23 protein-coding genes and 1 rRNA gene are annotated in these 23326 nt (G+C 55.0%); 9 read left to right on the plus strand and 15 right to left on the minus strand.

The features are described 5' to 3' along the window. Positions 1-106: ribosomal RNA gene (locus RQ738_RS06010) — 16S ribosomal RNA — on the minus strand; the annotation flags it as partial. A gap of 609 nt (positions 107-715) precedes the next feature. Next, the gene (tyrS, locus tag RQ738_RS06015; RefSeq protein WP_314162814.1) at positions 716-1906 is read right to left on the minus strand and encodes a tyrosine--tRNA ligase; all 1191 of its coding nucleotides are present in this window, start codon (positions 1904-1906) and stop codon (positions 716-718) included. Between the two features lie 153 nt (positions 1907-2059). On the opposite strand from tyrS, the gene RQ738_RS06020 reads away from it, so the two are divergent. Both RQ738_RS06020 and RQ738_RS06025 read left to right on the plus strand, forming a co-directional pair. Continuing rightward, complete coding sequence (locus RQ738_RS06020; protein ID WP_314162815.1) at positions 2060-3475, plus strand: peptidoglycan DD-metalloendopeptidase family protein; 1416 nt, start codon at positions 2060-2062, stop codon at positions 3473-3475. 27 nt (positions 3476-3502) lie between these two features. Next, the gene (locus tag RQ738_RS06025) at positions 3503-4615 is read left to right on the plus strand and encodes an anhydro-N-acetylmuramic acid kinase (protein ID WP_314162816.1); all 1113 of its coding nucleotides are present in this window, start codon (positions 3503-3505) and stop codon (positions 4613-4615) included. A gap of 274 nt (positions 4616-4889) precedes the next feature. Here RQ738_RS06025 and RQ738_RS06030 read toward each other — a convergent pair whose 3' ends face one another. The 3 genes from RQ738_RS06030 to RQ738_RS06040 form a co-directional block, all read right to left on the minus strand. Beyond that, positions 4890-6047: a citrate synthase gene (locus RQ738_RS06030; protein WP_314162817.1), complete on the minus strand. Its 1158-nt coding sequence runs from the start codon at positions 6045-6047 to the stop codon at positions 4890-4892. A 139-nt stretch (positions 6048-6186) separates the two neighbouring features. Beyond that, the gene (gene erpA / locus RQ738_RS06035) at positions 6187-6528 is read right to left on the minus strand and encodes an iron-sulfur cluster insertion protein ErpA (protein WP_314162818.1); all 342 of its coding nucleotides are present in this window, start codon (positions 6526-6528) and stop codon (positions 6187-6189) included. A gap of 83 nt (positions 6529-6611) precedes the next feature. Continuing rightward, positions 6612-7055, minus strand: coding sequence for a polymer-forming cytoskeletal protein (locus tag RQ738_RS06040; protein ID WP_314162819.1), 444 nt, complete (start codon positions 7053-7055; stop codon positions 6612-6614). A 214-nt stretch (positions 7056-7269) separates the two neighbouring features. Here RQ738_RS06040 and RQ738_RS06045 point away from each other — a divergent pair, with 214 nt between their 5' ends. Next, positions 7270-8178 carry a tetratricopeptide repeat protein gene (locus RQ738_RS06045; RefSeq protein WP_314162820.1) on the plus strand — a complete coding sequence of 303 codons (909 nt, stop codon included), beginning with the start codon at positions 7270-7272 and terminating at the stop codon, positions 8176-8178. 31 nt (positions 8179-8209) lie between these two features. Then, positions 8210-9427 (plus strand): murein L,D-transpeptidase family protein, encoded by a 1218-nt coding sequence (locus RQ738_RS06050; protein WP_314162821.1) that lies wholly within the window; start codon positions 8210-8212, stop codon positions 9425-9427. Here RQ738_RS06050 and RQ738_RS06055 read toward each other — a convergent pair. Genes RQ738_RS06055 through argC form a run of 3 tightly spaced genes read right to left on the minus strand, consistent with a single transcriptional unit; the run spans position 9409 to position 12077 of the window. Further along, on the minus strand, positions 9409-10296 hold the full coding sequence (locus RQ738_RS06055) for a M14 family murein peptide amidase A (protein ID WP_314162822.1): 888 nt from the start codon (positions 10294-10296) through the stop codon (positions 9409-9411). The genes RQ738_RS06050 and RQ738_RS06055 overlap by 19 nt on opposite strands. Next, entirely contained in the window at positions 10293-11036 is a 744-nt protein-coding gene (locus RQ738_RS06060) for a DUF6776 family protein (RefSeq protein ID WP_314162823.1), read from the minus strand. The genes RQ738_RS06055 and RQ738_RS06060 overlap by 4 nt, the downstream gene beginning before the upstream one ends. 9 nt (positions 11037-11045) lie before the next feature. Further along, positions 11046-12077 carry an N-acetyl-gamma-glutamyl-phosphate reductase gene (gene argC, locus RQ738_RS06065; protein ID WP_314162824.1) on the minus strand — a complete coding sequence of 344 codons (1032 nt, stop codon included), beginning with the start codon at positions 12075-12077 and terminating at the stop codon, positions 11046-11048. Between the two features lie 391 nt (positions 12078-12468). Here argC and RQ738_RS06070 point away from each other — a divergent pair, with 391 nt between their 5' ends. The 5 genes from RQ738_RS06070 to RQ738_RS06090 all read left to right on the plus strand — a co-directional run bounded on the left by RQ738_RS06070 (position 12469) and on the right by RQ738_RS06090 (position 15861). Further along, positions 12469-13806 carry a chloride channel protein gene (locus tag RQ738_RS06070; RefSeq protein WP_314162825.1) on the plus strand — a complete coding sequence of 446 codons (1338 nt, stop codon included), beginning with the start codon at positions 12469-12471 and terminating at the stop codon, positions 13804-13806. 76 nt (positions 13807-13882) lie between these two features. Further along, a complete protein-coding gene (locus RQ738_RS06075) occupies positions 13883-14560 on the plus strand; it encodes a DUF4126 domain-containing protein (RefSeq protein ID WP_314162826.1) in 678 nt (225 codons plus the stop codon). 14 nt (positions 14561-14574) lie between these two features. Beyond that, positions 14575-15099: a TlpA disulfide reductase family protein gene (locus RQ738_RS06080; RefSeq protein ID WP_314162827.1), complete on the plus strand. Its 525-nt coding sequence runs from the start codon at positions 14575-14577 to the stop codon at positions 15097-15099. A 1-nt stretch (position 15100) separates the two neighbouring features. Continuing rightward, positions 15101-15526, plus strand: a complete 426-nt coding sequence (gene hemJ / locus RQ738_RS06085) for a protoporphyrinogen oxidase HemJ (protein ID WP_314162828.1) — start codon at positions 15101-15103, stop codon at positions 15524-15526. A gap of 50 nt (positions 15527-15576) precedes the next feature. Further along, a complete protein-coding gene (locus tag RQ738_RS06090) occupies positions 15577-15861 on the plus strand; it encodes an oxidative damage protection protein (protein ID WP_314162829.1) in 285 nt (94 codons plus the stop codon). On the opposite strand, the gene RQ738_RS13730 is transcribed toward RQ738_RS06090, so the two are convergent. The 7 genes from RQ738_RS13730 to RQ738_RS06120 all read right to left on the minus strand — a co-directional run bounded on the left by RQ738_RS13730 (position 15834) and on the right by RQ738_RS06120 (position 23306). Further along, positions 15834-16124: a DUF4870 domain-containing protein gene (locus RQ738_RS13730; RefSeq protein WP_409929531.1), complete on the minus strand. Its 291-nt coding sequence runs from the start codon at positions 16122-16124 to the stop codon at positions 15834-15836. The two genes, RQ738_RS06090 and RQ738_RS13730, sit on opposite strands and share 28 nt — an antisense overlap. Then, a complete protein-coding gene (locus RQ738_RS06095; RefSeq protein WP_314162830.1) occupies positions 16084-17391 on the minus strand; it encodes an ATP-grasp domain-containing protein in 1308 nt (435 codons plus the stop codon). Before RQ738_RS06095 ends, RQ738_RS13730 begins: the two co-directional genes overlap by 41 nt. A gap of 84 nt (positions 17392-17475) precedes the next feature. Continuing rightward, positions 17476-18849 (minus strand): NAD-dependent succinate-semialdehyde dehydrogenase, encoded by a 1374-nt coding sequence (locus RQ738_RS06100; RefSeq protein ID WP_314162831.1) that lies wholly within the window; start codon positions 18847-18849, stop codon positions 17476-17478. A gap of 9 nt (positions 18850-18858) precedes the next feature. Beyond that, on the minus strand, positions 18859-20076 hold the full coding sequence (gene doeA / locus RQ738_RS06105) for an ectoine hydrolase (protein WP_314162832.1): 1218 nt from the start codon (positions 20074-20076) through the stop codon (positions 18859-18861). 3 nt (positions 20077-20079) lie between these two features. Beyond that, positions 20080-21333: an aspartate aminotransferase family protein gene (locus RQ738_RS06110; RefSeq protein WP_314162833.1), complete on the minus strand. Its 1254-nt coding sequence runs from the start codon at positions 21331-21333 to the stop codon at positions 20080-20082. Positions 21334-21391: 58 nt separating this feature from the next. Beyond that, entirely contained in the window at positions 21392-22567 is a 1176-nt protein-coding gene (doeB2, locus tag RQ738_RS06115) for a N(2)-acetyl-L-2,4-diaminobutanoate deacetylase DoeB2 (RefSeq protein WP_314162834.1), read from the minus strand. 361 nt (positions 22568-22928) lie between these two features. Next, entirely contained in the window at positions 22929-23306 is a 378-nt protein-coding gene (locus RQ738_RS06120; RefSeq protein ID WP_314162835.1) for an iron-sulfur cluster assembly accessory protein, read from the minus strand. Positions 23307-23326 lie beyond the last annotated feature (20 nt).

Below are 23326 nucleotides of genomic sequence, written 5' to 3' on the forward strand. Positions count from 1 at the left end.
GCCACTCGTCAGCGCAAAAGCAAGCTTTTGCCTGTTACCGTTCGACTTGCATGTGTTAGGCATGCCGCCAGCGTTCAATCTGAGCCAGGATCAAACTCTTCAGTTCAATCAATTGTGGTTACTTGAGGTAACCAAACTTTTTGATGAAAAGCTTCCTGACCAAATAAAATCACTAACTAATATAAATTACTTAGGTTTGACTTGGTTGGTTGCTTACATCGATTCATGGTGAAAACCAATCACGAAGCAAGCGCCCACACAAATTATCTTAATCCAAATTGTTAAAGAGCGATGCCGGCAGTGTTCCCCGACAAAGACGAACCATTGTATAGAAGGGTTCGCTAACATTCAAGTATTATTTTTCCCTTGAACGCCTCTGGAAGCCTTGCTGTTGCTGGCCTTGCGGCCGTGCTCAGTACCAGAGAGCGCGAGATTATACGCAGCTTTGCGTGTGGATCAACACTTTTTTCCAAATTGTTTTAAATAACTGCAAAAAAATTCACACGCCAACATAACTAGCTGTATTACAAGGAATAATATATTTTTACTGGCCACGCCGGGCACGCGCCTTTCTTAACTGGCGTAAAATGGATCGACACCTGCCTCGCACGGACCACTATTCCCGGGCTTGCAGTCGCCCGGTAGCAAGACGACTCCGCCTGGTTGTTGCTCTGCGGACGGTCAACTGCCGGCGCCGGTAACGGAGAAAGCGGCTTTATTGCAAACACACCCGCGCAAAACGCCGCTTGCCGACCTGGAAAACGTGGCAGTTACCGGCAACGAGATGCGGCTTCGACTCCACAACCTTTTCACCGTCCATTTTCACCGCCCCCTGCTTGAGCATGCGCATGGCCTCGGACGTGCTCTTTACCAGTCCGGCCTCCTTGAGCAGGTTGGCAAGCGGCATATCGGCGGCGAGGCTGAACTCGGGCATCTCGTCCGGTTGCATGCCCTTCTGGAAACGGGCGATAAAGTTTTCACGGGCCTGGTCTGCCGCTGCATGGTCGTGGAAACGCTCGATAATCTCCTCGGCGAGCAGGAACTTTACGTCCCGCGGATTCTTGCCCGTCTCGATAGCCTTCTTGAATTGCTCGATTTCTGCCTCCGACCGAAAGCTGAGTAATTCAAAGTACCGCCACATGAGCTCATCCGATATCGACATGAGCTTGCCGAACATCTCATCCGGGGCATCATTTATCCCTATATAGTTGTTCAGGGATTTTGACATTTTCTGTACACCGTCAAGTCCCTCGAGGATGGGCATGGTCAGAACAACCTGTGGTTTCTGGCCATAGGCCTCTTGTAATTGACGTCCTACCAACAGATTGAATTTCTGATCAGTTCCCCCAAGTTCGACATCGGCCTTCATCGCCACCGAGTCATAGCCCTGGATCAGCGGGTAAAGAAATTCGTGGATGGAAATAGACTGGCCACTGCTATAGCGCTTGTTAAAGTCATCGCGCTCGAGCATGCGCGCCACGGTATGCTTGGCGGCCAGTTCGATCAGCTCGCTGACATCCATCGCGTTCATCCAGCTCGAATTGAACATGACCAGGGTCTTTTCCGGGTCGAGGATCTTGAATATCTGCTGTTCGTAGGTCCTGGCGTTTTCGATCACGTCATCACGGGTCAATGGCGGGCGCGTGACGCTCTTGCCGGTCGGGTCACCGATCATGCCGGTGAAATCACCGATCAGGAACATGACTTCGTGACCCAGGTCCTGGAACTGGCGCAGCTTGTTGATCAACACTGTGTGTCCCAGATGCAGGTCAGGGGCTGTCGGGTCAAAACCGGCCTTGATACGCAGGGATTTGCCCGAGGCCAGGCGCTCCTCCAGTTCTTTTTCTACGAGTATTTCATCTGCACCGCGCTTTATCAGCGCAAGGGATTCCGCCACCGAAGCCATTCTTACCTCTTTATATGTCGCCATTGTCAAATTTGCACGCGCAAGGGTACCACAGCAATCAGCCTGCGCGCAGACCTTCAAAAAATCGGCTATTGACCCCTACTTATATAATCGCTATGGTTGTCTCTGTTGACAGAAAATGAATATATTTCCGTGAATTACCGTCCATTCATAAAGCTTGACTATAAGTCATGCGCACCAAAACAACACCGACTGTCAAGATACCTGTCATGGCGCCGTCGGCATATTGTTGTTTTTGCTGCCGCCATCAGCATTGTTGCCATACTGATCACCTCGGCGCCATTCGAGGCCGGGGCCACCCGCCATGAGAACCTCGCCGCTGAGCAACAGCCCGTTACCCGTTCGCTGCCACTCCCCACCGGAGAAGTGACGGAGAGCCAGGCGACTGTGTCAGAACCGGTCGTGACACCAGTTGCACAGGAAAGCACACCAGCAGTCGAGAACGGCGACGCGGTCAAGGTCAAGGTCAAGAATGGCGATACGCTGGCGGCGATCTTCGCCCGCAACAAGCTCTCTGCCACCGAATTGCACAATATCATGGCCCTCGGCAAGGCGACGCGGGACCTGCGCTATATCAAGCCCGGTAATACGATCCATATTCGCCGCGATAACGAGGGCAAATTACTCGAACTGGTTCACGAAAAAAACCGCCTCGAATCACTCCGCGTCAACCGCACTGAGAACGGCTTTGCGGCCCAGCAAGTTTCGCGCGAACCGGAAACCCGCGTTGCCTACGCCTCTGGCAAGATCGATAACTCTCTGTTTGAGGCGGCGCAAAAGAGCGGCCTGCCGCAGGCGGTGACCATGGAGCTGGCCGGGATCTTCGGTTGGGATATCGATTTTGCCCTTGATATCCGCCAGGGCGATGAATTCCGGCTCGTCTATGAAGAACAGTTTCTTGATGGCGAAAAGATTCGCAACGGCAATATCCTCGCCGCCGAATTCATCAGCAAGGGCCGAAGCTACCGCACCGTGCGTTACCAGGCCAGCAATGGCCGGGCCGATTATTACACCCCGGATGGCAAGAACATGCGCAAGGCCTTCCTGCGTAGCCCGGTTGATTTTCGCCGCATCAGTTCCCGCTTTGGCAAGCGCCACCATCCTGTGCTTAACCGCATGCGTATGCACAAGGGAGTGGACTATGCCGCCTCGAGTGGCACCCCGATTCGCGCCACCGGCGATGGCAAAATTGTCCACCGCGGCCGCAAGGGTGGCTACGGCAATACCGTCATCATCCAGCACGGCAACAAGTACAGCACCCTCTACGCCCACATGTCATCATTCAACCGCAAGGCGCGCAACGGTGGTCGGGTCAAACAGGGACAGGTCATCGGTTATGTCGGGGCTACCGGGCGCGCAACCGGCCCGCATCTGCACTATGAGTTCCGTGTCCACGGCACTCACCGCAATCCACTTACGATCAAGCTACCGAGTGCGGATTCGATTAACAAGAATCTGAAAGCTGATTTCCTCAGGCAGACACGTAAACTGATTGCACAACTTGATGGTCTGCAACGTATCCACGTTGCCCTTGCCGAGACGCCTTGAGGTCATCACAGGCAGGGAGAGCACAAGATGGCGGAGCTTTATATCGGTCTTATGTCCGGCACCAGTCTCGATGCCATCGATGCGGTGCTCGTAGACTTCAACAACGACGGCCTGCGATTACTCTCTGCTCACAGTGAGCCACTGCCCGATGCCCTGCGCAAAACCCTGCTCGCACTGAATCGCCCCGCAGCGGGGGAGATTGCGCGCATGGCACAGGCCGATGTCGAACTCGGCAAACACTTTGCACAGGTCGTCAACAAACTCCTCGCCCGGCATAACATGGCCTCGAGCGAAATCCGTGCCATTGGCAGTCACGGCCAGACCATTCGGCATAATCCCGCTGCCGACAGTCCGTATACCCTGCAAATAGGCGATCCAAATACGCTTGCCGAACTCACCGGCATCACCACCGTTGCTGACTTCCGTCGACGCGACCTCGCTGCCGGTGGCCAGGGTGCCCCGCTCATGCCGGCCTTTCATGCCGCCCGGCTGCGCGTGAATGATGTTGATCGTGTCATCATCAATATCGGCGGCATGGCCAATATCACCCTGTTACCGGCCAATCCGGACAAACCTGTAACCGGTTTTGATACCGGCCCCGGTAACGTGCTCATGGATGGCTGGTATCAAAGACATCAAAAAGGCAACTTCGACAAGGGTGGCCACTGGGCAGCCAGCGGCAAGGTAGACGAGGCCTTCCTGCAACGCCTGCAACGCGACAAGTTCTTCAGCCTCGCCCCGCCCAAGTCCACCGGCCGTGATCACTTTGATATGCGCTGGCTCGACAGGCTCATAAAGCGCCACGGCAAACGCCTGCAACGCAAGAACGTCCAGGCCACGCTCTGTGAGCTCACCGCCTCGAGTATCGCCAGTGCCATTCATGAATATGCAGCCGAAGCCGAGGAGGTCATCGTGTGTGGTGGTGGCGTACACAACACCGCCCTCATGTTCAGACTGCAGGCCCTGCTCACCGGCAAACGACTCGTGTCCAGCGAAGACTTCGATATCGACCCGGACTACATGGAGGCGATCGGCTTTGCCTGGCTGGCAAAACAGACTCTCGATGGCAAGCCGGGGAACCTGCCATCGGTGACGGGGGCGAGTCACCCTGTGGTGTTGGGAGGGATTTACCCTGCCTGATTTTTTTCTTTAAAGGCTTTTAAAAATCTTAAAAACCTTTATCCGTAACGTCGAATTACGCTAACCCTAATCCAGCTTCAAAACTGCTGCTCACAGAATCCCTTTAGGCTTACACCATAGAACCTGATTTCTGTATTTATACGAGCTTCTTAGGCTACCTGGTTCACCACTCAAAGAACCCTTTCAGGCTTCGTTATGAGTACCTCAACCATCTCCGATGGTTCGAGGCAAAAGCCCGGCGATGCCGGGCTTCTCCAAACAAATCAAACAATAATCACCGCTTATCGAGCGGAATATAATCCCGCATCGGCTCACCCGTATAGACCTGTGTCGGCCGGAAAATGCGGTTATCACGCAACTGTTCACGCCAATGCGCCAGCCAGCCGGCGGTACGGGCAATCGCGAAGATCGAAGTGAACTGATCAGTCGGTATCCCCATTTCCTGGTAAAGAATCCCCGAGTAGAAATCGACATTGGCAAAGACACCCTTGCTGCTCAACCGATCTTCAGCGGCCTTTTCTACGGCCATCGCGGTTTCAAACATTATGTTGACTTCGTCACTGCGGGTATCAAGCAGGTCTTTTACCAGCTTCTGCAGGATGGTCGCACGTGGATCCTTGGTCTTGTATTCACGGTGACCCATCCCCCAGATGACCTCCTTGTTGGCCAGTTTGCTGTCCACAAACTCTTCGGCCTTGTCTGGTGAGCCGACTTTTTGGAGCATTTCCAGGACCTTCTGGTTGGCGCCACCATGCAAGGGACCTGACAATGTCCCGATCGCCGAGGCCATGACACTGTTCGGTGCCGCCAGGGTTGAGCCGGTCACCAGCATGGCAAAGGTCGAGGCATTGATGGTGTGCTCGGCATGCAGAATCAGGCAAATATCGAGGATACGCGCCAGCGACGGGTCCGGTTCGTTGCCGCTGAGCATGTACAGAAAATTCTCTGCATAGGAAAGGTCACTACGTGGTGGTATCGGATCATAGCCGTTACGGATGTGTTCCCACATGGCTACGATGGTCCCCATCCGCGCCAGGATCTTCACGGTCATGGTATGGACGTAATTAAGGTCTTCTGCCACGTCACTACCGGTCAGGCGCTCACCGCTCGGGTAAAACATGCCGAGGCTGGCCACGGCTGTTTGCAGCATTTCCATCGGGTGGCCCGTGGCCGGCAGGGTCATCATCAACTCACGTATATGATATTTCAGGGCACGGTTACGACAGAGTTGATTGTCGAAATCCGCCAGTTCGCTCTTCGTCGGCAATACACCGTCGAGCAGCAGCAGGGAGGTCTCCTCAAAGGTACTGTATGCGGCCAGCTGTTCAATCGGATAACCACGATAGGCTAATATGCCATGTTCGCCATCGATATCAGAGATATTCGAGCGGGTGGCCGGTATGCCCTCAAGGCCTGGCAGGTATTCATTCATGTATTTCGTCCAGATTGGTCACAGGGCGGTAAGCATACCAAAAAAACCCTGTTTTGGCCTCATACACCAGAACGCAACAAGGCGGGACCTGCCATCAGGTTCCCGCCTTGTTAGGGATGATTATTGTTAATTCAGTTAGCTATACTGAAAATGATGAGCCGCAACCACAGGTGGTGGCGGCATTCGGATTCTCAATGATGAAACGCGCCCCTTCCAGGTTGTCAACATAATCGACCGTTGACCCCTCGAGGTACTGGATGCTCATCGGGTCAACGACCAATGACACACCTTCGGTCTCAACCATCAGATCGCCGTCGTTGACGTTCTCGTCAAACGAGAAACCGTACTGGAAGCCGGAACAACCGCCACCCGTGATAAAAACCCGCAATTTCAGGTCGTCACGACCCTCGTCTACCATCAGCTTTTTTACCTGATGGGCCGCATTGCTGGTAAAACTCAATTCTGAACTTGCTGCAGTCATGATGACACCCCGCTAAAATCACTCATTTGGCATATATTAGCACTTCATGAAATACCAACGATACCTTATCTTGACTATTTTAGTCAAGAACTCTCCGCCAGCTGCCCGGAAGTGGCCGGGCTGCTCGAGACACTCGCCTTGCTCACCGGCTGGCGGGCATTATCGGATTCATGCACCAGGTTGCCATTGACTTCGGCCCCCATCGCCATTTCGATGAGCTTGTAGTACACATTGCCGTTAACCCGCGCATGACTGGCCAGCTCCACGCCTTCACTGGCGTGCACATCTCCGTGCACCGTGCCATTCAGGTTGATATGCGGCACACGCACCTCGCCTTCAATGCGGCCATGTTCGCTCAGGCGCAGAATCGAGGACGTACCGGCCTCAGCGGTAACATTACCCTTGATAACACCATCTATGTGCAAACCACCCGTAAAATGGATATCACCCTGTAATTCTGTGTTGCGTCCAACGAGGGTCTCGACCTTCATTGAAGCGCTGCGTTTTTTCTTACCATTTCCAAACATGGTATTTCCACTCCCGAGTCGCAGGCCATGCCTGCATATGATAATTTCAGGATAGCATTATGCCCCTTTTTGTTACAGTCGCAAGCTTCTCATGACGGGGCTGTTAAATTGTTCACATATAAGAAAAGTATACCATCGGACTGGCCTAATGGGCTTGTCTTATGTCACAATTTATCATTAACTTGGTCAAGTATATGGTTATCATCCGCATCTCATGAAAAGACACTATTTTCTATATCTGCTCCTCGCCGTCAATGGTCTCGCCCAGGCCGATCTGAATCAGGCTGAGGCACTCCTGAAGCAAGGTCAGGCCGGTGAGGCACTGGCTCTCGTTGAGCAGGAATTGCGCTCCGATGCGGATAATCTCACGGCCCGTTTCCTGCAAGCCAGGCTCCTCGTGCAACTGGAGCGGCAGGCGGAAGCCGTCGCGGCGTATGAAGCCCTGACCCGGGACCATCCTCAACGACCGGAACCCTATAACAACCTCGCGGTACTTTATGCCGCACAGGGCAAGCACAACAAGGCCCGCGATGCCCTGCTCAATGCCATCAATACTCACCCCAGTTATGCCACCGCCTACGAGAACCTCGGAAACATCTATACCAAGATGGCCATTAGCGCCTATAACAAGGCTCTCGAACTCGACAAACAACAGCGCCCTGCGCCAATCAGCCTGGCGGCGATTGGCAAGATAGCCGATGGCCCGTCAGGCCCGCCACCGGTAACCCCGCTCACCCCGCCACCCGCTCATGCCGTAGGTAAAAGCACCACAAGTATCGAGGATGAAATCAAACTCATTATTGATACTGTTAATGGCTGGTCAAATGCCTGGGCAGCCCAGAACGTGGATGGCTACCTGGCCTATTACGCACCTGAATTCCACCCGCATAATGGGCTGTCACGAAAACAATGGGAGGCGCAGCGTCGGCAACGTTTACGTGCACCCCGCTTTATCCGCATCAGCATTCGTGAACCCGAAGTAAAAATACTGGGCAGCACCACGGCAAAACTTGTCTTTGAGCAACGTTATGAATCCGATCGCTACCAGGATGCGGGTAAAAAGGTCTTGTTAATGGAAAAAACAAATGGCCAGTGGCAAATCCTGCGTGAGTACAACGCCTGATTTGTGCCCACAACAAAATGCCTGAAGTATTATGAAAGCCGTGTATCACAACAAACAACTATTTCAGGGCCCGGCCAGGGGACTACTCTGCGGACTGCTGTTGGTACTGCCGGGTCTGACGGTCAATGCCGAAGCCGTGTATGGCAACGATTATGAACAATCCCTCGTCCTGAGCCTGGATGACCTGACACAACAGCGTATTGACCCTGCCTTTGCGCGCATCGAACGACTCGTCGAAGATAACCCCAAGTTCCGCCTCGCCCAGCTAATCTATGCCGACCTGTTACTTGCCAAGGCCCAGCGCGCGACTGATTTTGGCGCATACCCGCAGGCCACCAGGGCGCAATTACAGGGGCTGCGTGATGAAGCGCGCAAACGCTGGCAACATTATTCGACCCCGAAACAGGGTGATGTCCTGCCGGCCAGTATGATCCGTCTCGACCCTGAAACGAAACACGCCATACTTGTCGATCTGGGTAATTCCCGTCTGTATATATTCAAAAACAATCATGGCGTCCCGGAACTGGTTGAGGATTATTATGTTTCAATAGGCAAACGTGGTGCCGATAAACTGGTACAGGGTGACAAAAAGACCCCGGTCGGCGTGTATGCCATTACCCGCTTTATTGCCGACCAGAAGCTCCCGGACTTCTATGGCTCGGGGGCGTTTCCGATTGACTATCCGAATCGCTGGGATCGCCGCCTGGGCAAGACGGGTTACGGCATCTGGTTACACGGTACACCGGTAGATACCTATAGCCGGCCGCCGCTGGCCAGTGACGGCTGTGTGGCGATCAGTAATGATGAATTTACGCGCCTGAAACCCTTCGTCCAGATACGACAGACGCCCGTGGTGATCACGCAAGGCGTCAACTGGATCCCGCGTGCTGAATGGTTGCAGCGTCAGAAGCATTTTTCGGCGTTACTCGACAGCTGGGAAAACGACTGGGAAAGCAGGAACAGCCAGGCCTATCTTGCCCATTACTCAGTGTCGGATTTCAAGAGTGGTAACTACAATTACGCCCGCTGGGCAGAACACAAGAGCCGGGTTAACAGTGCGAAGGAATATATTCGCGTCGAACGCTCAGCGGTGAATATCTTTGCCTACCCCGGCGTGGAAAATATGCTTGAGGTCACTTTCCACCAGCAATACCAGAGCAACAACTACAATAACAGCAGTTCCAAGCGCCAGTACTGGAAAAAGGAACCTGATGGCCGCTGGCGGATTATCTACGACGGGCCGGCCTGATCCTCTCCGGCTACAGTTGGTATTCGCACCTCCGCCTTGCGCGGGGTATTATTTTGCAACCACCTTACCAGGTCTACCCAGATATGCGATATCTGGGCTGGCGTCGGCATGATGCCAGCATGCGGCAGCTCTATCGTAATCACCGGGATCTTGTTTTCCACCCCGGCATAGTTGCCCAGTGAGCCGGGGTAGGCACCAAGCAGGTTCAGTGACAGATGCCCCAGTCTCTTCGGGGCCCGCGGGGGGCCATCAAAGTCGAGTACGCCATAGGGCGCATGCACGGAAACGATGGCATCTGGCCGGAACTCCTCAATAAGCTCGTATAACCAGCGGGACTCGGGTTCGCTCAAGGCCGCCTTGCCCGGGTAACGTCGTGGATTCCTGTAGGTGCGCTTGACCCAGTAGCGGTTTGTTTCTTCTTCCCAGTTATGGGTGGGGAAGTTACGATTCAGATCCACGCCGTTGGCATTCATGCGCCTGGATTTGCCCTGCAACAGGCCATCGGGGTTCAGCAAGGGCACAACCTTCCAGTGAAACAGGCCGGAATGATACTGGTCAAGCTTGTTCATCCACTTGAACACCACGCTCACGGATGAATATTCATCACCGTGAATCCCGCCAATCATCAGTACCCGCGACTGTGGCTGGCGTCCGTCGAGAGGCGGATATTCCTTCATGAGGATGGGTGTGCCCTGGATGGATCTTGCCTCAGTCAGTTGCAGCCCGGCATCGCACTCGGCATATTTAACGCTCGCCAGTTTGCCTGCAATGCGTTGGCAGACATCCGCCACCTGCAGCTCGGTGGCCGATACTGTCGGCATGGCCGCCATGGCGGCCAACAGTATAAAGGCGCGCCCGGCCGCTATCATAGTGCCGAGACTTTCACTGCGCCGTTGCTGCTCAGCCCCGTTCCCGTCCAGCCGAAGGTCTTGTCCAGAGTCACGCGGTTTGATTTCACCTTGATGTTCACACGGCTGGGCACAAAGCCTTCGGGAAGAATCAGATCACCCTCGAATCTCTGGAAGTACTTGAACCGGAAAGGGATGTCAGCCTGCTTCTCAATGCTGACATCGGCCAGCTCCATGGTTTTGCGTTTGCCGTTTTGCACGCCCTCTATCTGTATGTCGACCTTGCCACGGGTAACACGGTTGTTCTTAATCACCTGCGTCAAAACCAGTTTGTAACGATACGTGTCATTTTCCGCGGCGGGGATGATCTGGAAGCGCTGAATACGCAAACCCCGGGAGGATTCACGCGGTGCCACGATACTGCGATAAAAGGCCACTTCCTCCTTCAGCTCGAGAATTTCAGCCTGCAGGCCGCGGAGTGAATCATCCACTTCCGAATAGGCATGCAGTTCAATTTCACTACTGCGTTTACTGGCGACCAGTTGTTGCTGCAGTTGCTCCAGTTCCCCGGTCAGCTTTTCAAGCTGTTCATGCATTTCTTCCCGCTCGTTTTCCAGCGAGGCGAAATCAAAATTGGCCCGCGAGTGTCCGTAGTCATAAACGAGGAAACCGCCGGCCAGCACAGCAAATACCAGTGCCGCGATCAATATCCAGCGTTTTAAGGGGTCATGCTCACTTATTATCAGTTGTGGAGTCTTCATTGCGGCAATCTACGGCAACAATGCCACGCCGTCGAGACCGGCCTTTTCATCCTCTCCAAACATGATATTCATATTTTGCACCGCCTGACCGGCAGCCCCCTTTACCAGGTTATCAATCACCGATAAGACGACCACGGTGTCACCGTCCTGCGGACGGTGCACGGCTATGCGGCAGTTATTGCCGCCGCGCACAGTACGTGTTTCGGGATGACTGCCGGCAGGCAGGATGTCGACAAAGGCCTCGTTGCGGTAGCGCTGTTCAAACAGCGCCTGCAGGTCGACATCGGTATTTTTCAAAGTCGCGTACAAGGTCGCGTGAATACCACGGGTCATGGGCATCAGGTGGGGCACAAAGGTCAGGCCAACGGGCTGTGCCGCCAGGGACGTCAGCACCTGCCTGATTTCAGGCAGGTGCCGGTGACCCTGCACCCCGTAGGCCTTCACGCTTTCATTGATCTCGCTCATGAGAAGCCCGACTGTCGCGGAGCGGCCAGCGCCACTGGCACCGGACTTGCAGTCTGCAACCAGACGCTCAAGGTCGATCAGGCTGTTTTCGATTAATGGCATAAAGCCCAGTTCCACGGCGGTAGGATAACAACCGGCATTGCCGATGAGACGGGCATCGCGAACTGCCTCACGGTTGATTTCCGGCAGGCCGTACACAGCTTCCGCGAGCAACTCAGGGCAGGCATGCGTCATTCCGTACCACTGCTCCCACAGGGCCGCATCCTTGAAGCGGAAATCCGCTGCCAGATCGATAACCTTGACACCGGCCTCAAGCAGGGCGGGGGCATGCTGCATGGCGATGCCATTCGGCGTGGCAAAAAACACCACATCGCAATCCGTCAAGCTGGCGTCATTCGGATCACTGAAGGCAATATCAACGTGACCGCGCAGGTTGGGGAAGATATCGGCAACCGGCGTACCTGCCTCGGCGCGCGAGGTGATAGCCTGCAACTCCGCCTGCGGATGCATGGCCAGTAAGCGCAGTAATTCCACGCCGGTGTAACCTGTGCCGCCCACTATGCCCGTCTTGATCATCAACCCTGTACTCCCAACCAATATAAAAACTACCCGCATGATAAGGACTGACGCGTGCAGAGTGAAGCCCTAAAACGGGATCCGGCTGGTTAAACAAACAAAAAAAAAGCGGCCGAAGCCGCGGAGTTTGCCTTAATCATTATTATTATTAGTTTGTTGTTATTTTTATATATTAAAACCGGGCTCGTAATACTACGAGTGCGGCTAATCTAGCCAAAAGCCTTACCCGCGTCAAGTTATTGATTTTATATTACTTTATAAGCATATCCTTAAATACCATAACATCTGCATTAAGCGAAAGACCGTCAGGGTTTTGCCCTTAAAGATTGTCACTCGAGCCTGTACAGGCTTAATGATAAGATGTTTATTTTCTGCCAGAAGGTTAAAGAACTTGCTCTCAGCCCTGCAAACAGGCCTTAACAAGTTGTTCTGTACCACAACATGGAAGGTCCGCCTGGTTTTCTGGTTCAGTGCCATCCTGGTCGGAATCGCTGCAACGATCTTTGCTCTCGCCAGCGAACATGTGCACGGCCTGTTCAAGCAGATTCTTGCCATCTCTCCCTATTTGCCGCTGTTGCTGACTCCCCTGATGCTAGTGCTGGTCGCCTGGCTGACACGGCGTTTCTTCCCCGGCGCACAGGGCAGCGGCATTCCACAGACAATTGCCGCCATCGATATGCACGACCATGGACTGCGTTCAGCGTTGCTCTCGCTGCGTATTGCGGTAGGTAAAATTCTCCTTACCCTGCTGGGCCTGCTGGGTGGGGCATCGATCGGGCGCGAAGGGCCGACGGTTCACGTGGGTGCCGGCATCATGTTCTCAATGGGAAACCTTGCCCGGTTTCCACACCATTATATGGATCGGAGCCTGATACTTGCCGGCGGTGCTGCCGGGGTAGCTGCGGCTTTCAATACGCCACTGGCGGGGATTGTCTTTGCGATAGAGGAAATGAGCCGGTCCTTTGAACAACGTACCAGCGGCACTATCCTCACCGCCGTCGTCATTGCGGGCATTACGGCTATTGCCATACAGGGACCTTATACCTATTTTGGCGTCAGTAGCGCGACACTGCCAATAAGCAGCAGCTGGTTAGCCGTGCTCGTTTGTGGCGTAGTGGGTGGCGGCCTCGGTGGACTATTCAGTCGAATGCTGATTCACGGCACTCAGTGGATGAGTCCACTGCATATGAAATACCCGCTGCGAATCGCCGCCATCTGTGGGCTGGGCATAGCAGTCATCGGCCTGCTCTCCGGCAGCACGACCTATGGCACCGGTTATGAAGAAGCGCGCCTGCTGATTACCGGCACCGGTAACCTCGATCCTGTCTATCCCTTAATGAAGTTTCTCGCCACTATTGTCTCTTACCTGAGCGGGATCCCCGGCGGCATCTTTGCCCCCTCGCTGGCGACAGGTGCCGGTGTCGGGGCATTCCTGGCAGAATGGTTCAACACAGTACCGGTCGAGGCTATCGTCTTGCTCGGTATGGTTGGCTATTTCACTGGTGTTGTACAAACGCCCATCACCGCTTTTGTTATCGTAATGGAAATGACGGGTAACCACGGCATGCTGCTCCCGCTGATGCTGACCGCCCTGATCGCCCAGGGCACCTCCAGACTGGTTTGTCCGGAACCCATCTACCAGGTTCTCGCCGGCCCCTTCCTGGCAAAGCAGGCGCCGGCTGAATCACCCGACGAACCGAACGAAGACCCTGATAAATCAGTAAGATAGCCAGGCGATATTTCATCATGCAAGGCAAACACTGTAGTATTATCTATATTCCAGACCGGCAAAAGGCACCGCAGTAATGGATATTGTTGAAATTATCGCGCTCACGATGGGCGTAGCCTGGGCCAGCGGCATCAACCTCTATGCCGCCATCTTCGTGCTGGGCTGGATGGGCGGTAGCGGTGACCTGATCCTGCCTGAAGATCTGCAAGTCCTGACCAGCCCGATGGTTATGGGTGCAGCGGGCTTTATGTACTGCGTCGAATTCTTTGTTGACAAGACACCCGGCGTGGATACCGGCTGGGATGCCATTCACAGCTTTATTCGCATCCCGGCCGGTGCCATGCTCGCAGCGAGCGCTGTCGGTGATGTCACCCCTGCCGTGGAAATCGCTGCCGCCATCCTCGGCGGCACACTGGCTACAGGTTCACACCTGACCAAGGCCGGTAGCCGGGTCATGATTAATACCTCACCTGAACCCTTTTCGAACTGGGTCGCATCCATCACCGAGGACGTTCTGGTTATAGGCGGACTGTGGACAGCCCTGAACCATCCCTTGCTGTTTATCGCCTTGCTGATAGTATTCATTATCCTGATGATCTGGTTATTACCGAAACTCTGGCGCGGCATTAAAGGCGTGTTCCGCTTCATCGGACGTGTACTGGGGATCGTCAAAGACGAAAAACCCGTCGTACCGCCAGACATAGACAAGCCGGTAGCTACCACTGCGTTACCCCGGTCACCACCTGACAAATAGACTTACTGAAACCCATGAAAAAGCTTAAAGACTCCCTTATCGCGCTGGTCGTGCTGGCCCTGATCGGCCTGCTCGGCTACCTCTGGTTCGCCCCGGCCGGGTTGCGCCAGGTCCCTGATATCAGCCTGACTACGCTGGACGGCTCGAAACTGGCCCTCAAAGACTTGCGTGGCAAGCCCGTGCTCGTGACCTTCTGGGCCACGACCTGCCCCGGCTGTATCGAGGAGATGCCACACCTGGTCGAACTGCATAATGAATATGGTCCGCGCGGCTTCAGGATGATCGGCATCAGCATGCCCTATGACCCGCCGAACCAGGTCTATGAACTCGTCAAGCATCGTCAGCTGCCCTACACTATTGCGCTCGATATCGAGGGTGAAGCGACCCGGGCCTTTGGCGATGTTCGCCTGACCCCGACCACGTTCCTGATCGCCCCCGATGGACGGATCGTCCAGCACAGTATCGGCGAGCTGGATATGCCTGCCATGCGGGCGAGGATCGAGGGCATGCTGGCCTCCACGCAAACAGGCGGATATTGACATGCTCTGGGTTGAAGCCTTCCACATTATCTTCATGGTTACCTGGTTCGCCGGACTGTTTTACCTGCCACGGCTGTTCGTCTACCACGCCATGAGCGAGGACGCTGTCAGCAACGAACGCTTCAAGGTCATGGAGCGCAAGCTGTTCTTCGGCATCATGACGCCGGGCGGCATTATCACCATCGCCCTCGGCCTGTGGATGCTGTTCGACTATGCCTGGCAGGCCTATGCCGACGATGGCTGGTTGCACCTGAAGCTGGCACTGGTTGTCGTATTGGTCATTTACCATCTCTACTGCGGCAAGTTGCTCATCGATTTCCGTCATGACCGCAACCGCCACGGCCACGTATTTTACCGCTGGCTGAATGAATTCCCGGTCTTGCTCCTGATCGCCGTGGTCATCCTGGTGGTCGTCAAACCTTTTTGATACGGCTATAATCGCCGATTCGATAAAGCTGGAATTAAGGAAAGTGAATCATGGCGAAAATGGTGCAATGTGTCGTCCTCAAGCGCGAAGCTGAAGGCCTGGAAACCCCTCCCCATCCCGGTGAATTGGGGCAACGAATCTTTGAAAATGTTTCTGCCGAGGGCTGGAAGCAGTGGCTGGAACGCCTGACCACAATCATGAACGAGAATGGTTTGAGTACCGCCGACCCACGCAGTCTCGAGGTTATCGAGGCCCACATGCGCGGCTTCTTCTTTGGTGAAGGTGATGCCGGCCAATTGCCACCTGGTTATAGCCCCGGCGGTAGCAGGAAATAACCTCGACTATGAACACAAAAAAAGCCGATGACGACAATGCTCAGCAGGGCCGAAATAAACATCGCGATGGCGATGGTGATCTGGAAATTCAGGGCCTCTTTCGACTGTCCATCCAAAAAAGCTGGTGAAAATACCCGACAAGTAGAGTTGCACTTACAAGTTGAATTCAAGATCGAATAAAGTGTAAAAATCGGTGCCTTGAATGTAAATCTGAGAACCCGGCTATTGACCGGCGTGCAGGCGGAACAGGGGAGCGGTGACAATCTTTAGTTTTGCATGCGCCTCCCGCAAGGCCTGTTCTGCTTGTGCCGCATCTTCGGTAACGGCATAGATGAAACCAAGATAACTCGAACCATCCGGCACAGGTAACAGTTCATGACCTTCGCGCACACTGATGACCAGTTCCGCGATGCCCTCGACAGCCTGTGCCGCCAGCGTGCCTTCAACCCGGCGCAGGATCCCGGCCTCCGCTATCGGGATCATTAATACACCCGCACCGCCACTGAATTTACTGCATGGCAATGGCTGCCCCAGTGCCTGCGCCAGCACCAGTGTTTCCAGGCGCTGCCCCGTGGCCAGTTCAACCAGACGGGCACACTCACCACCGATCGTGCGTGCCGCCACTTCCATGACCCAGACCCGGCCGTGTGCATCGATGCGCACTTCCGCATGCACCGGCCCCTGCTGCAGGCCATAGGCACGGCAGGCGTCAGCGACAGTCTTGTGTACGGCCCGCTGCAAGCCCTCATTATGGCGCGAGGGGGTTATATAATAAGTTTCTTCAAAAAACGGCCCCTGCAAGGCGTCCGGTTTATCGAACAGGGCCAGCTGCTGCAACTCGCCATGATCAAGCAGGCCTTCGTAGGCGACCTCGATTCCCTCTATGTAGTCTTCAACCAAGACATAACGGCCTTCTTCGGCGTGTTGGTTATCACGCAGGATAGTTTCAATCCGCGCCGCCGCCCGGGAAAAGGCCGCCGCGTCATCCGCGCGGATAACACCGCGACTGGCTGACAGGGCCAGTGGCTTCAGGACACAGGGATAGCGCAGTTTGCCCAGCTGCGCGGCGAGTGGTTGCTGCAAGTCGAGCAGGAAATGGGACGGCACCCTGACGCCTGCCGCTAGTAGACAGGCCCGCGCCTTATCCTTGCGACGGGCGATCGCTGCGGCCCCTGGCGGGTTATAGGGCAAGCCGAAAATCGCAGCGGCCTGACAGGCCAGCTCGCTACTGTGATCGTCACTGCCGATCACCGCGCTAAACGGTGTAGACAGGTGAGCCTGTTGAAGCACGGCAAGGGCTGCAGCGGGTTCGTCAAAGTCGATATGCAGGCCTTCGCTGATGGCCGACACAAGCGAGTGCCTGCCAGCCGAGGCCACGGTGACCTCGACACCAAGCTCCTGTGCCGCCAACAGGTAGGGCGCAATGCGGTAACTGTTATGTGGCGCGAGCAATAACAGACGCGGTACGGATGCTGACATGGCGGCAGGATAACCCATATAGTCAACGAAGGCATGAGCAGTGGCTACCACTCAAACAGTGCCGATTAAGATGCACTTGTGCGCCCACCCTGCGTGTGACGCACTGACCGGGCAAGCCGGTCAAGGCATGCCCGGTCAGGCCTTTTTGGGGCCGATCCAGACCTGCTGAACGTTAACAAATTCCAGGATGCCGTGTGGGCCCAGTTCACGCCCATAACCGGAGCGCTTGATACCGCCACTCGGCAGGCGCGGATCTGTTTTCACCAGTCCATTAATGGTTACCTGGCCGGCCTCGATATCCCGTGCCATGCGTTCCGCCCTGGCGACATCGGCGCTCCAGATCGAAGATGCCAATCCGTAAGCCGTATCGTTGGCGATGGCTAATGCCTGCTCGGCTGACTCGGCCTTCATCACCACCGCAATCGGGCCGAACGTCTCTTCACAGGCGACCTGCATTTGCGGCGTGACATCCACCAGCAATGTCACCGGGTAGAAAAAACCCGGACCAGCGGGCATTTCGCCACCCAGCAGACAGCGACCGCCCTGTTCAACCGTCATGCTTACCTGGCGATGCAGCCCCTCGCGCAGATCGGCACGCGCAATGGGGCCGACCTGGGTCGATTCCTCGGCCGGGTCGCCCATTTTCAGGCTCGCCAGGTGCTGGTGAAACTTGCCGATAAAATCGGCATAGACGGGTTCTTCCACGATAATCCGTTTGGCGGCGATACAGGATTGTCCTGCATTGATAATGCGCGACAGAGCCAGCGCCTCAGCCGCGGCATCGAGATCAGCATCGGTCAGTACCAGGCTCGGGTCCGAGCCGCCCAGTTCGAGCACGGCCGGTTTAATCTGTTTTGCCGCCAGTGATGCAACCTGGCTGCCGGCAGAACTGGAACCGGTTAACGATACGCCCTGTACCGCATCGTGCTCGAGCACCTGTTGCACCTGTTCATTTTTAATCCGGATATTTTGCATCAGGCCGGCCGGCGCGCCGACCTGCACAAACAGATCGGCAATGGCCTCACCGCAGGCCGGCACATGCGAGTCGTGTTTCATCAGGCACGTATTCCCGGCCATGATGGCTGGTGCACAAAAGCGAAAGGCCAGCCAGAACGGGGCGTTCCACGGCAAGATCCCCAGTATCGGTCCCAGCGGCAGATGCTGCACGTAACTATGGGTGGCATCGGATGGCAGCGACTGCGGTGCCAGATAACCGGCGCCATGCTCGGCATAGTGCTCGGCACACGAGGCCGCCTTCTGTACTTCCGCGCGCGCCTCTTTAATCGGTTTACCCATTTCATCGGTCATGAGACGGGCAAGACGTTCCTCATCACGGCGCATTAAGCCGGCAACCTGGTTTAACAGCAACGCCCGCTCGGCAAAGCCGGTTTTGCGCCAGTCAGCAAAGGTTTCCGCCGCACGATTCAGGCACTGCTCAAGGCTGTCACTATCGAGCACCTCATAACGATGTAACTCGATACCCGTGGCTGGATTGGTTGCTATATACATAGGACCTCTTTATTCGTTAACGGGTTGTTTGCTTTCCGGAAGCGTTTTCTCCGGCGTAAATTCCGTCTTCACCGTGAAATCCTGTTCCACATCATCAAAGAATGAACCACAGCCATCTTCAGTAATATAAAAAGTATCGGAGATACCGCATGACTTGTCACCATCTATCCCCCACATCCAGGGTATGACATGAAAGGTCATGCCCGCCTGCAGGATATCCGACTGCCCCTGGTAGAGACTCAGAATATAGCCCTCATCCCAGCTTGGCGGAAAAGCTATACCAATAGAGTAACCGGAACGGGTAATCAGTTTCGCACCCACGTCATTTTCACGAATAATATTACGTAACAGTTTATCGGCATCGGAAACGGTCAGCCCCGGACGCAGTTCCTCGCGGGCCTGGCTTAGCGCCAGTTTCATAATTTCCTGTGCCTTGTACATGCTATCGCTCAACTCACCGCAAACAACGGTTCGCATCATTGCCGTGTGGTAGCGACGAAAACAGCCGGCGATTTCCAGAAACACATGCTCTCCAGGTTGCACAACGCGGCCTTCCCAGGAAGCGTGCCCGATCATGGTACGCGGGCCGGAGGTCACATAGGGCATGACCGCCGGGATCTCGCCGCCGGCGGAAAACATGGCGTGACTGATGGCCGCACCGATCTCGTTTTCGGTAACACCGGGACGGATGACTTCGATACCCGCCTGCATACCGGCCTTGGCCGCAACGGCGGCCCGACGCATGACACCCATTTCAACATCTGATTTACACAAGCGCCCTTCTTCGACAATGCCGAAACAGTCCATCAGGCGGCTATTGGTAAAGGCGGTATGGAAAAAATCCTGATGATAGGCGGTAAAATAATAAGAGTTACGCTCATAACCGATAGTCTTGCCCGCCAGGCCGAATTCGACCAGTGAGGTCACCAGCATCTGAATGGCATCACCGGTGTCCGGGTAGGGGCGGCTCAGCTCTACCCAGGTGCGGGCAATAACATTCGATTCCTCCAGCTTGCGGGTGACCATAAAGGGCTCTCCCTCAAGCGGCACGACCAGCGCCTGGAAAAAGGAGTAACCGGTAGTCTGGTAGTCGGTCAGGTACATAATGTTTTCGGCATCGGAAATAATCACCGCATCGAGCAGGCGTTTCGCCATCCGCTCGCGTAGTTCACTGATTCGGCGCTGATACTCCGAAAAAGGAAACGTCATATCATCTCTTTCAAGCATGATTTATGCCTCTATTTGCCTGTCCATCGCTTCGCCCAGAATCGCCAGACCTGCATCCAGATCACTGTCAGGAATGGTGAGTGGCGGAATTAACTTGATCACAGCCCCGCCCACACCACAGGGGCCGAATAGCATGCCATGTTCGAAACAATCTCGCGCAATAGCCTTGGCCAGTGCACCGTCACCAAGATCCAGTGCCTGCATCATGCCTTTGCCCCGAACGGTAAAGCCCCTGGCACTGAATTTCCGGGCAAGGCCCTGCAGATGACTGGCCATGATCTCGCCTTTCCGACGGGTCTCCGCCATAAAGGTATCGTCCTCGAAGTAACGCAGTGCCTCACGGCCGGCCACGAAGGAGAGATTCTGTCCGCGAAAGGTGCCGGTATGTTCACCCGGTTGCCAGTGCTTGTCATGTTCCGGTTTAACCAGGTTCATGGCCATTGGCGTCCCCAGCCCGCCGATACCCTTGGCGAGGGTGATAATGTCCGGCTCGATACCACTATCTTCAAAACTGAAGTAACTACCGGTACGCCCGCAACCGGACTGAATATCATCCACAATCAGCAATGCACCCAGATCCCTGGCCAACTGTTGCAACGCCTGCAGCCATTCCGGACTGGCAAGGTTGACGCCGCCTTCGGCTTGCAGCGATTCAACAATAAACGCCGCTGGTTTTTCAGCACCCCCCGAGGTGTTTTCATACAATGCCCGCAGGGTCTTCAGACCTTGTAGTCCGCCGCCCTCATTGGTCTCGAACGGCCAGTGTGACACCTTGCACAAGGGCACACCGGCAGCATTACGGAAATATTCATTGGCCGTACAGGCCAGCGCACCCAGTGTCATGCCGTGAAACCCCTGACTAAATGCCACGACCTCGCTTCGACCGGTTACCCGACGGGCCAGTTTCAGCGCGGCTTCCACTGCATTAGTGCCCGTCGGCCCCATAAACTGCAGTTTATAGTTCATCTTGCGCGGCTGCAGAATGGTTTCAACAAAGCCCTGAATATAATCACGTTTGGGCGGGGTCATCATATCCAGGGTGTGCAAGACACCATCTGCCTGGAGGTATTCGATCACCGCCTGTTTCAGCCTTAGATTGTTATGGCCAAAGTTAAGCACCCCTGCACCGGCATAAAAGTCGATATACTCCTTGCCGTTTTCATCCGTTTGCCGGGCATTCTTGCCGGTCACGAATACCGCCGGGTAAAGACGGCTATAGGCACGGATTTCAGACTCGTATGTTTCAAACCAATCCATAATTTACTCCTCTTACTGGTGGTGTTTGCTGTGACCTCATGAACGCGACAGCAGGTGCTTATTTGTCTCCAGCGGGGGCAGTCACTCCCGCCAGGCGACAAAACACACGTATCACGGATTCAATAATCCGATCATTAAACCTGTATTCGGGACTATGGCACGGTGCCTGGTAGACGGCCCCGTCCGGCTCGTCCTCGGCCATGCCGACCAGGGCGAAAGCACCCGGCACCTTGTTTAGATAATAACTAAAGTCTTCCGAAGCCATGATGGGTAACAGCAAATCCGATTCGTGGCAGTGCTCACCGAGTTCAGCCTGGATCGCCTGACGGTATCGTGCGGCCGCTTCATGATCATTAATAGTCGCTTCGTAACGGGAACGAACCTCGACGTCCGCGGTTACGCCGTAGGCGGCAGCGGTGTTGGTGGCAATCTCATCGATTAATGCATTGATGGGTTGTCGCCAGCGCGGGTCGGATAAGCGGATACTGCCCTCCAGGCGAACACTCTCAGGGATCACGGTGACATTACTATCGGCGACGATGGTCGTCACACTAACGACGGCGGCAGCCTGGGCGGGTAACCGCCGGCTAATAATTTGTTGCAGGTTAAGGGTAATAGCAGCGGCCGCGAGCACCGGGTCGCGCGCGGCCTCCGGTTGCGAGGCATGCCCCCCCCGCCCTTTGATCGTCATATGAAAGGTACCGTTACCGGACATCACTGCGCCATCGGGACACAACGCGGTACCTGCCGGAAGTGCGGGCCAGTTATGCCAGCCAAAGATGCTGTCCACGCCGTCGAGGGCACCCTCTTCAATCATCTTTTTGGCACCATGCCCGCCTTCTTCAGCAGGCTGGAAAATGAGGGTCACCGGCCCCTGCAGTTGCGCCTCCTGCTGTTTGAACCAGGCTGCGGCACCAAGCAAGGCAGCCATGTGGCCGTCATGGCCACATGCGTGCATTTTGCCGGGATCCGTTGAGCAGAACTCGACAGCCGCATTTTCGGTAATGGGCAAGGCATCCATATCCGCACGAAAGGCGATATGTTCGCCTGGTGCCTGCGCGGCGAGGGTGGCTACGGTGCCGAATTCGGCACAGCCACGCCAGGGAATCTGCCACGCCGTTAGTTGCTGACGAATGCGGCTGGCGGTATTTTTCTCTTCCCAGGTCAGTTCCGGATGACGATGGAACCAATGGCGAATCTCGACCGACTCTCTGACGACGTCATTCCAGTTCATCAACTTCAATGCCTCTCGCTGCTTCAGTAGACTTTCTGTCTTCTTTGCATGCCGGCAAAAAAAACCCTGCTTCCAGCCTGGTGCGATTTTTCCGGCCTGCCTGAGTTTATGCTTTTATAGATAGTATGCCTACACCCTAATGACATCTCGCAGAGATTACAAATGGCCGGCCTCTACGCGAGGCAATGGTATGCTGGATATTACAAGCGGTGTTACGGAAAGACCGGGGCGTTCAAACCGGTTGTGATGCGGGTCAGTTCAAGCGGACAGCCATCACTCACCTTGCGCTACTCAAAAAAAACGGGGCCGCTCCACAGAAGGAGCGACCCCGGGCTATTAATGCTATTAACTGTCTATCTAATCATGCACCGCCGCAACCACCACAGGCACCGCTGCCGCCGGTTGAGGCAAAGACATTATTAAACACGAAGCTGGCGCCGTTCATGCCGTTTTCGACGTAGTCGATCTCAACACCCTTCAGGTAATTGTAGGCAAAGGAATCAATGAACACGTCAAAGCCGTCAGCCTGCATGACCTTGTCATGATCAAAACGCTCACCGGTAAAGGTCATGCCGTAAGTCATGCCGCTACATCCACCACCGGAGACAAAGACGCGGATCGCGGTGATCTCGTCGTCATCGACATCGGCAAACAGCTTGCCCATCACCTCGCGCGCGGCGGGGGTGATGATGATATCTTCATTCGTTAATTTGTCTGAAAAATCTATTACTGCGCTCATTGCTATTCTCCATAGGCCGT

Source organism: Sulfuriflexus sp. (assembly GCF_032250955.1).
Lineage (GTDB): Bacteria > Pseudomonadota > Gammaproteobacteria > AKS1 > AKS1 > Sulfuriflexus.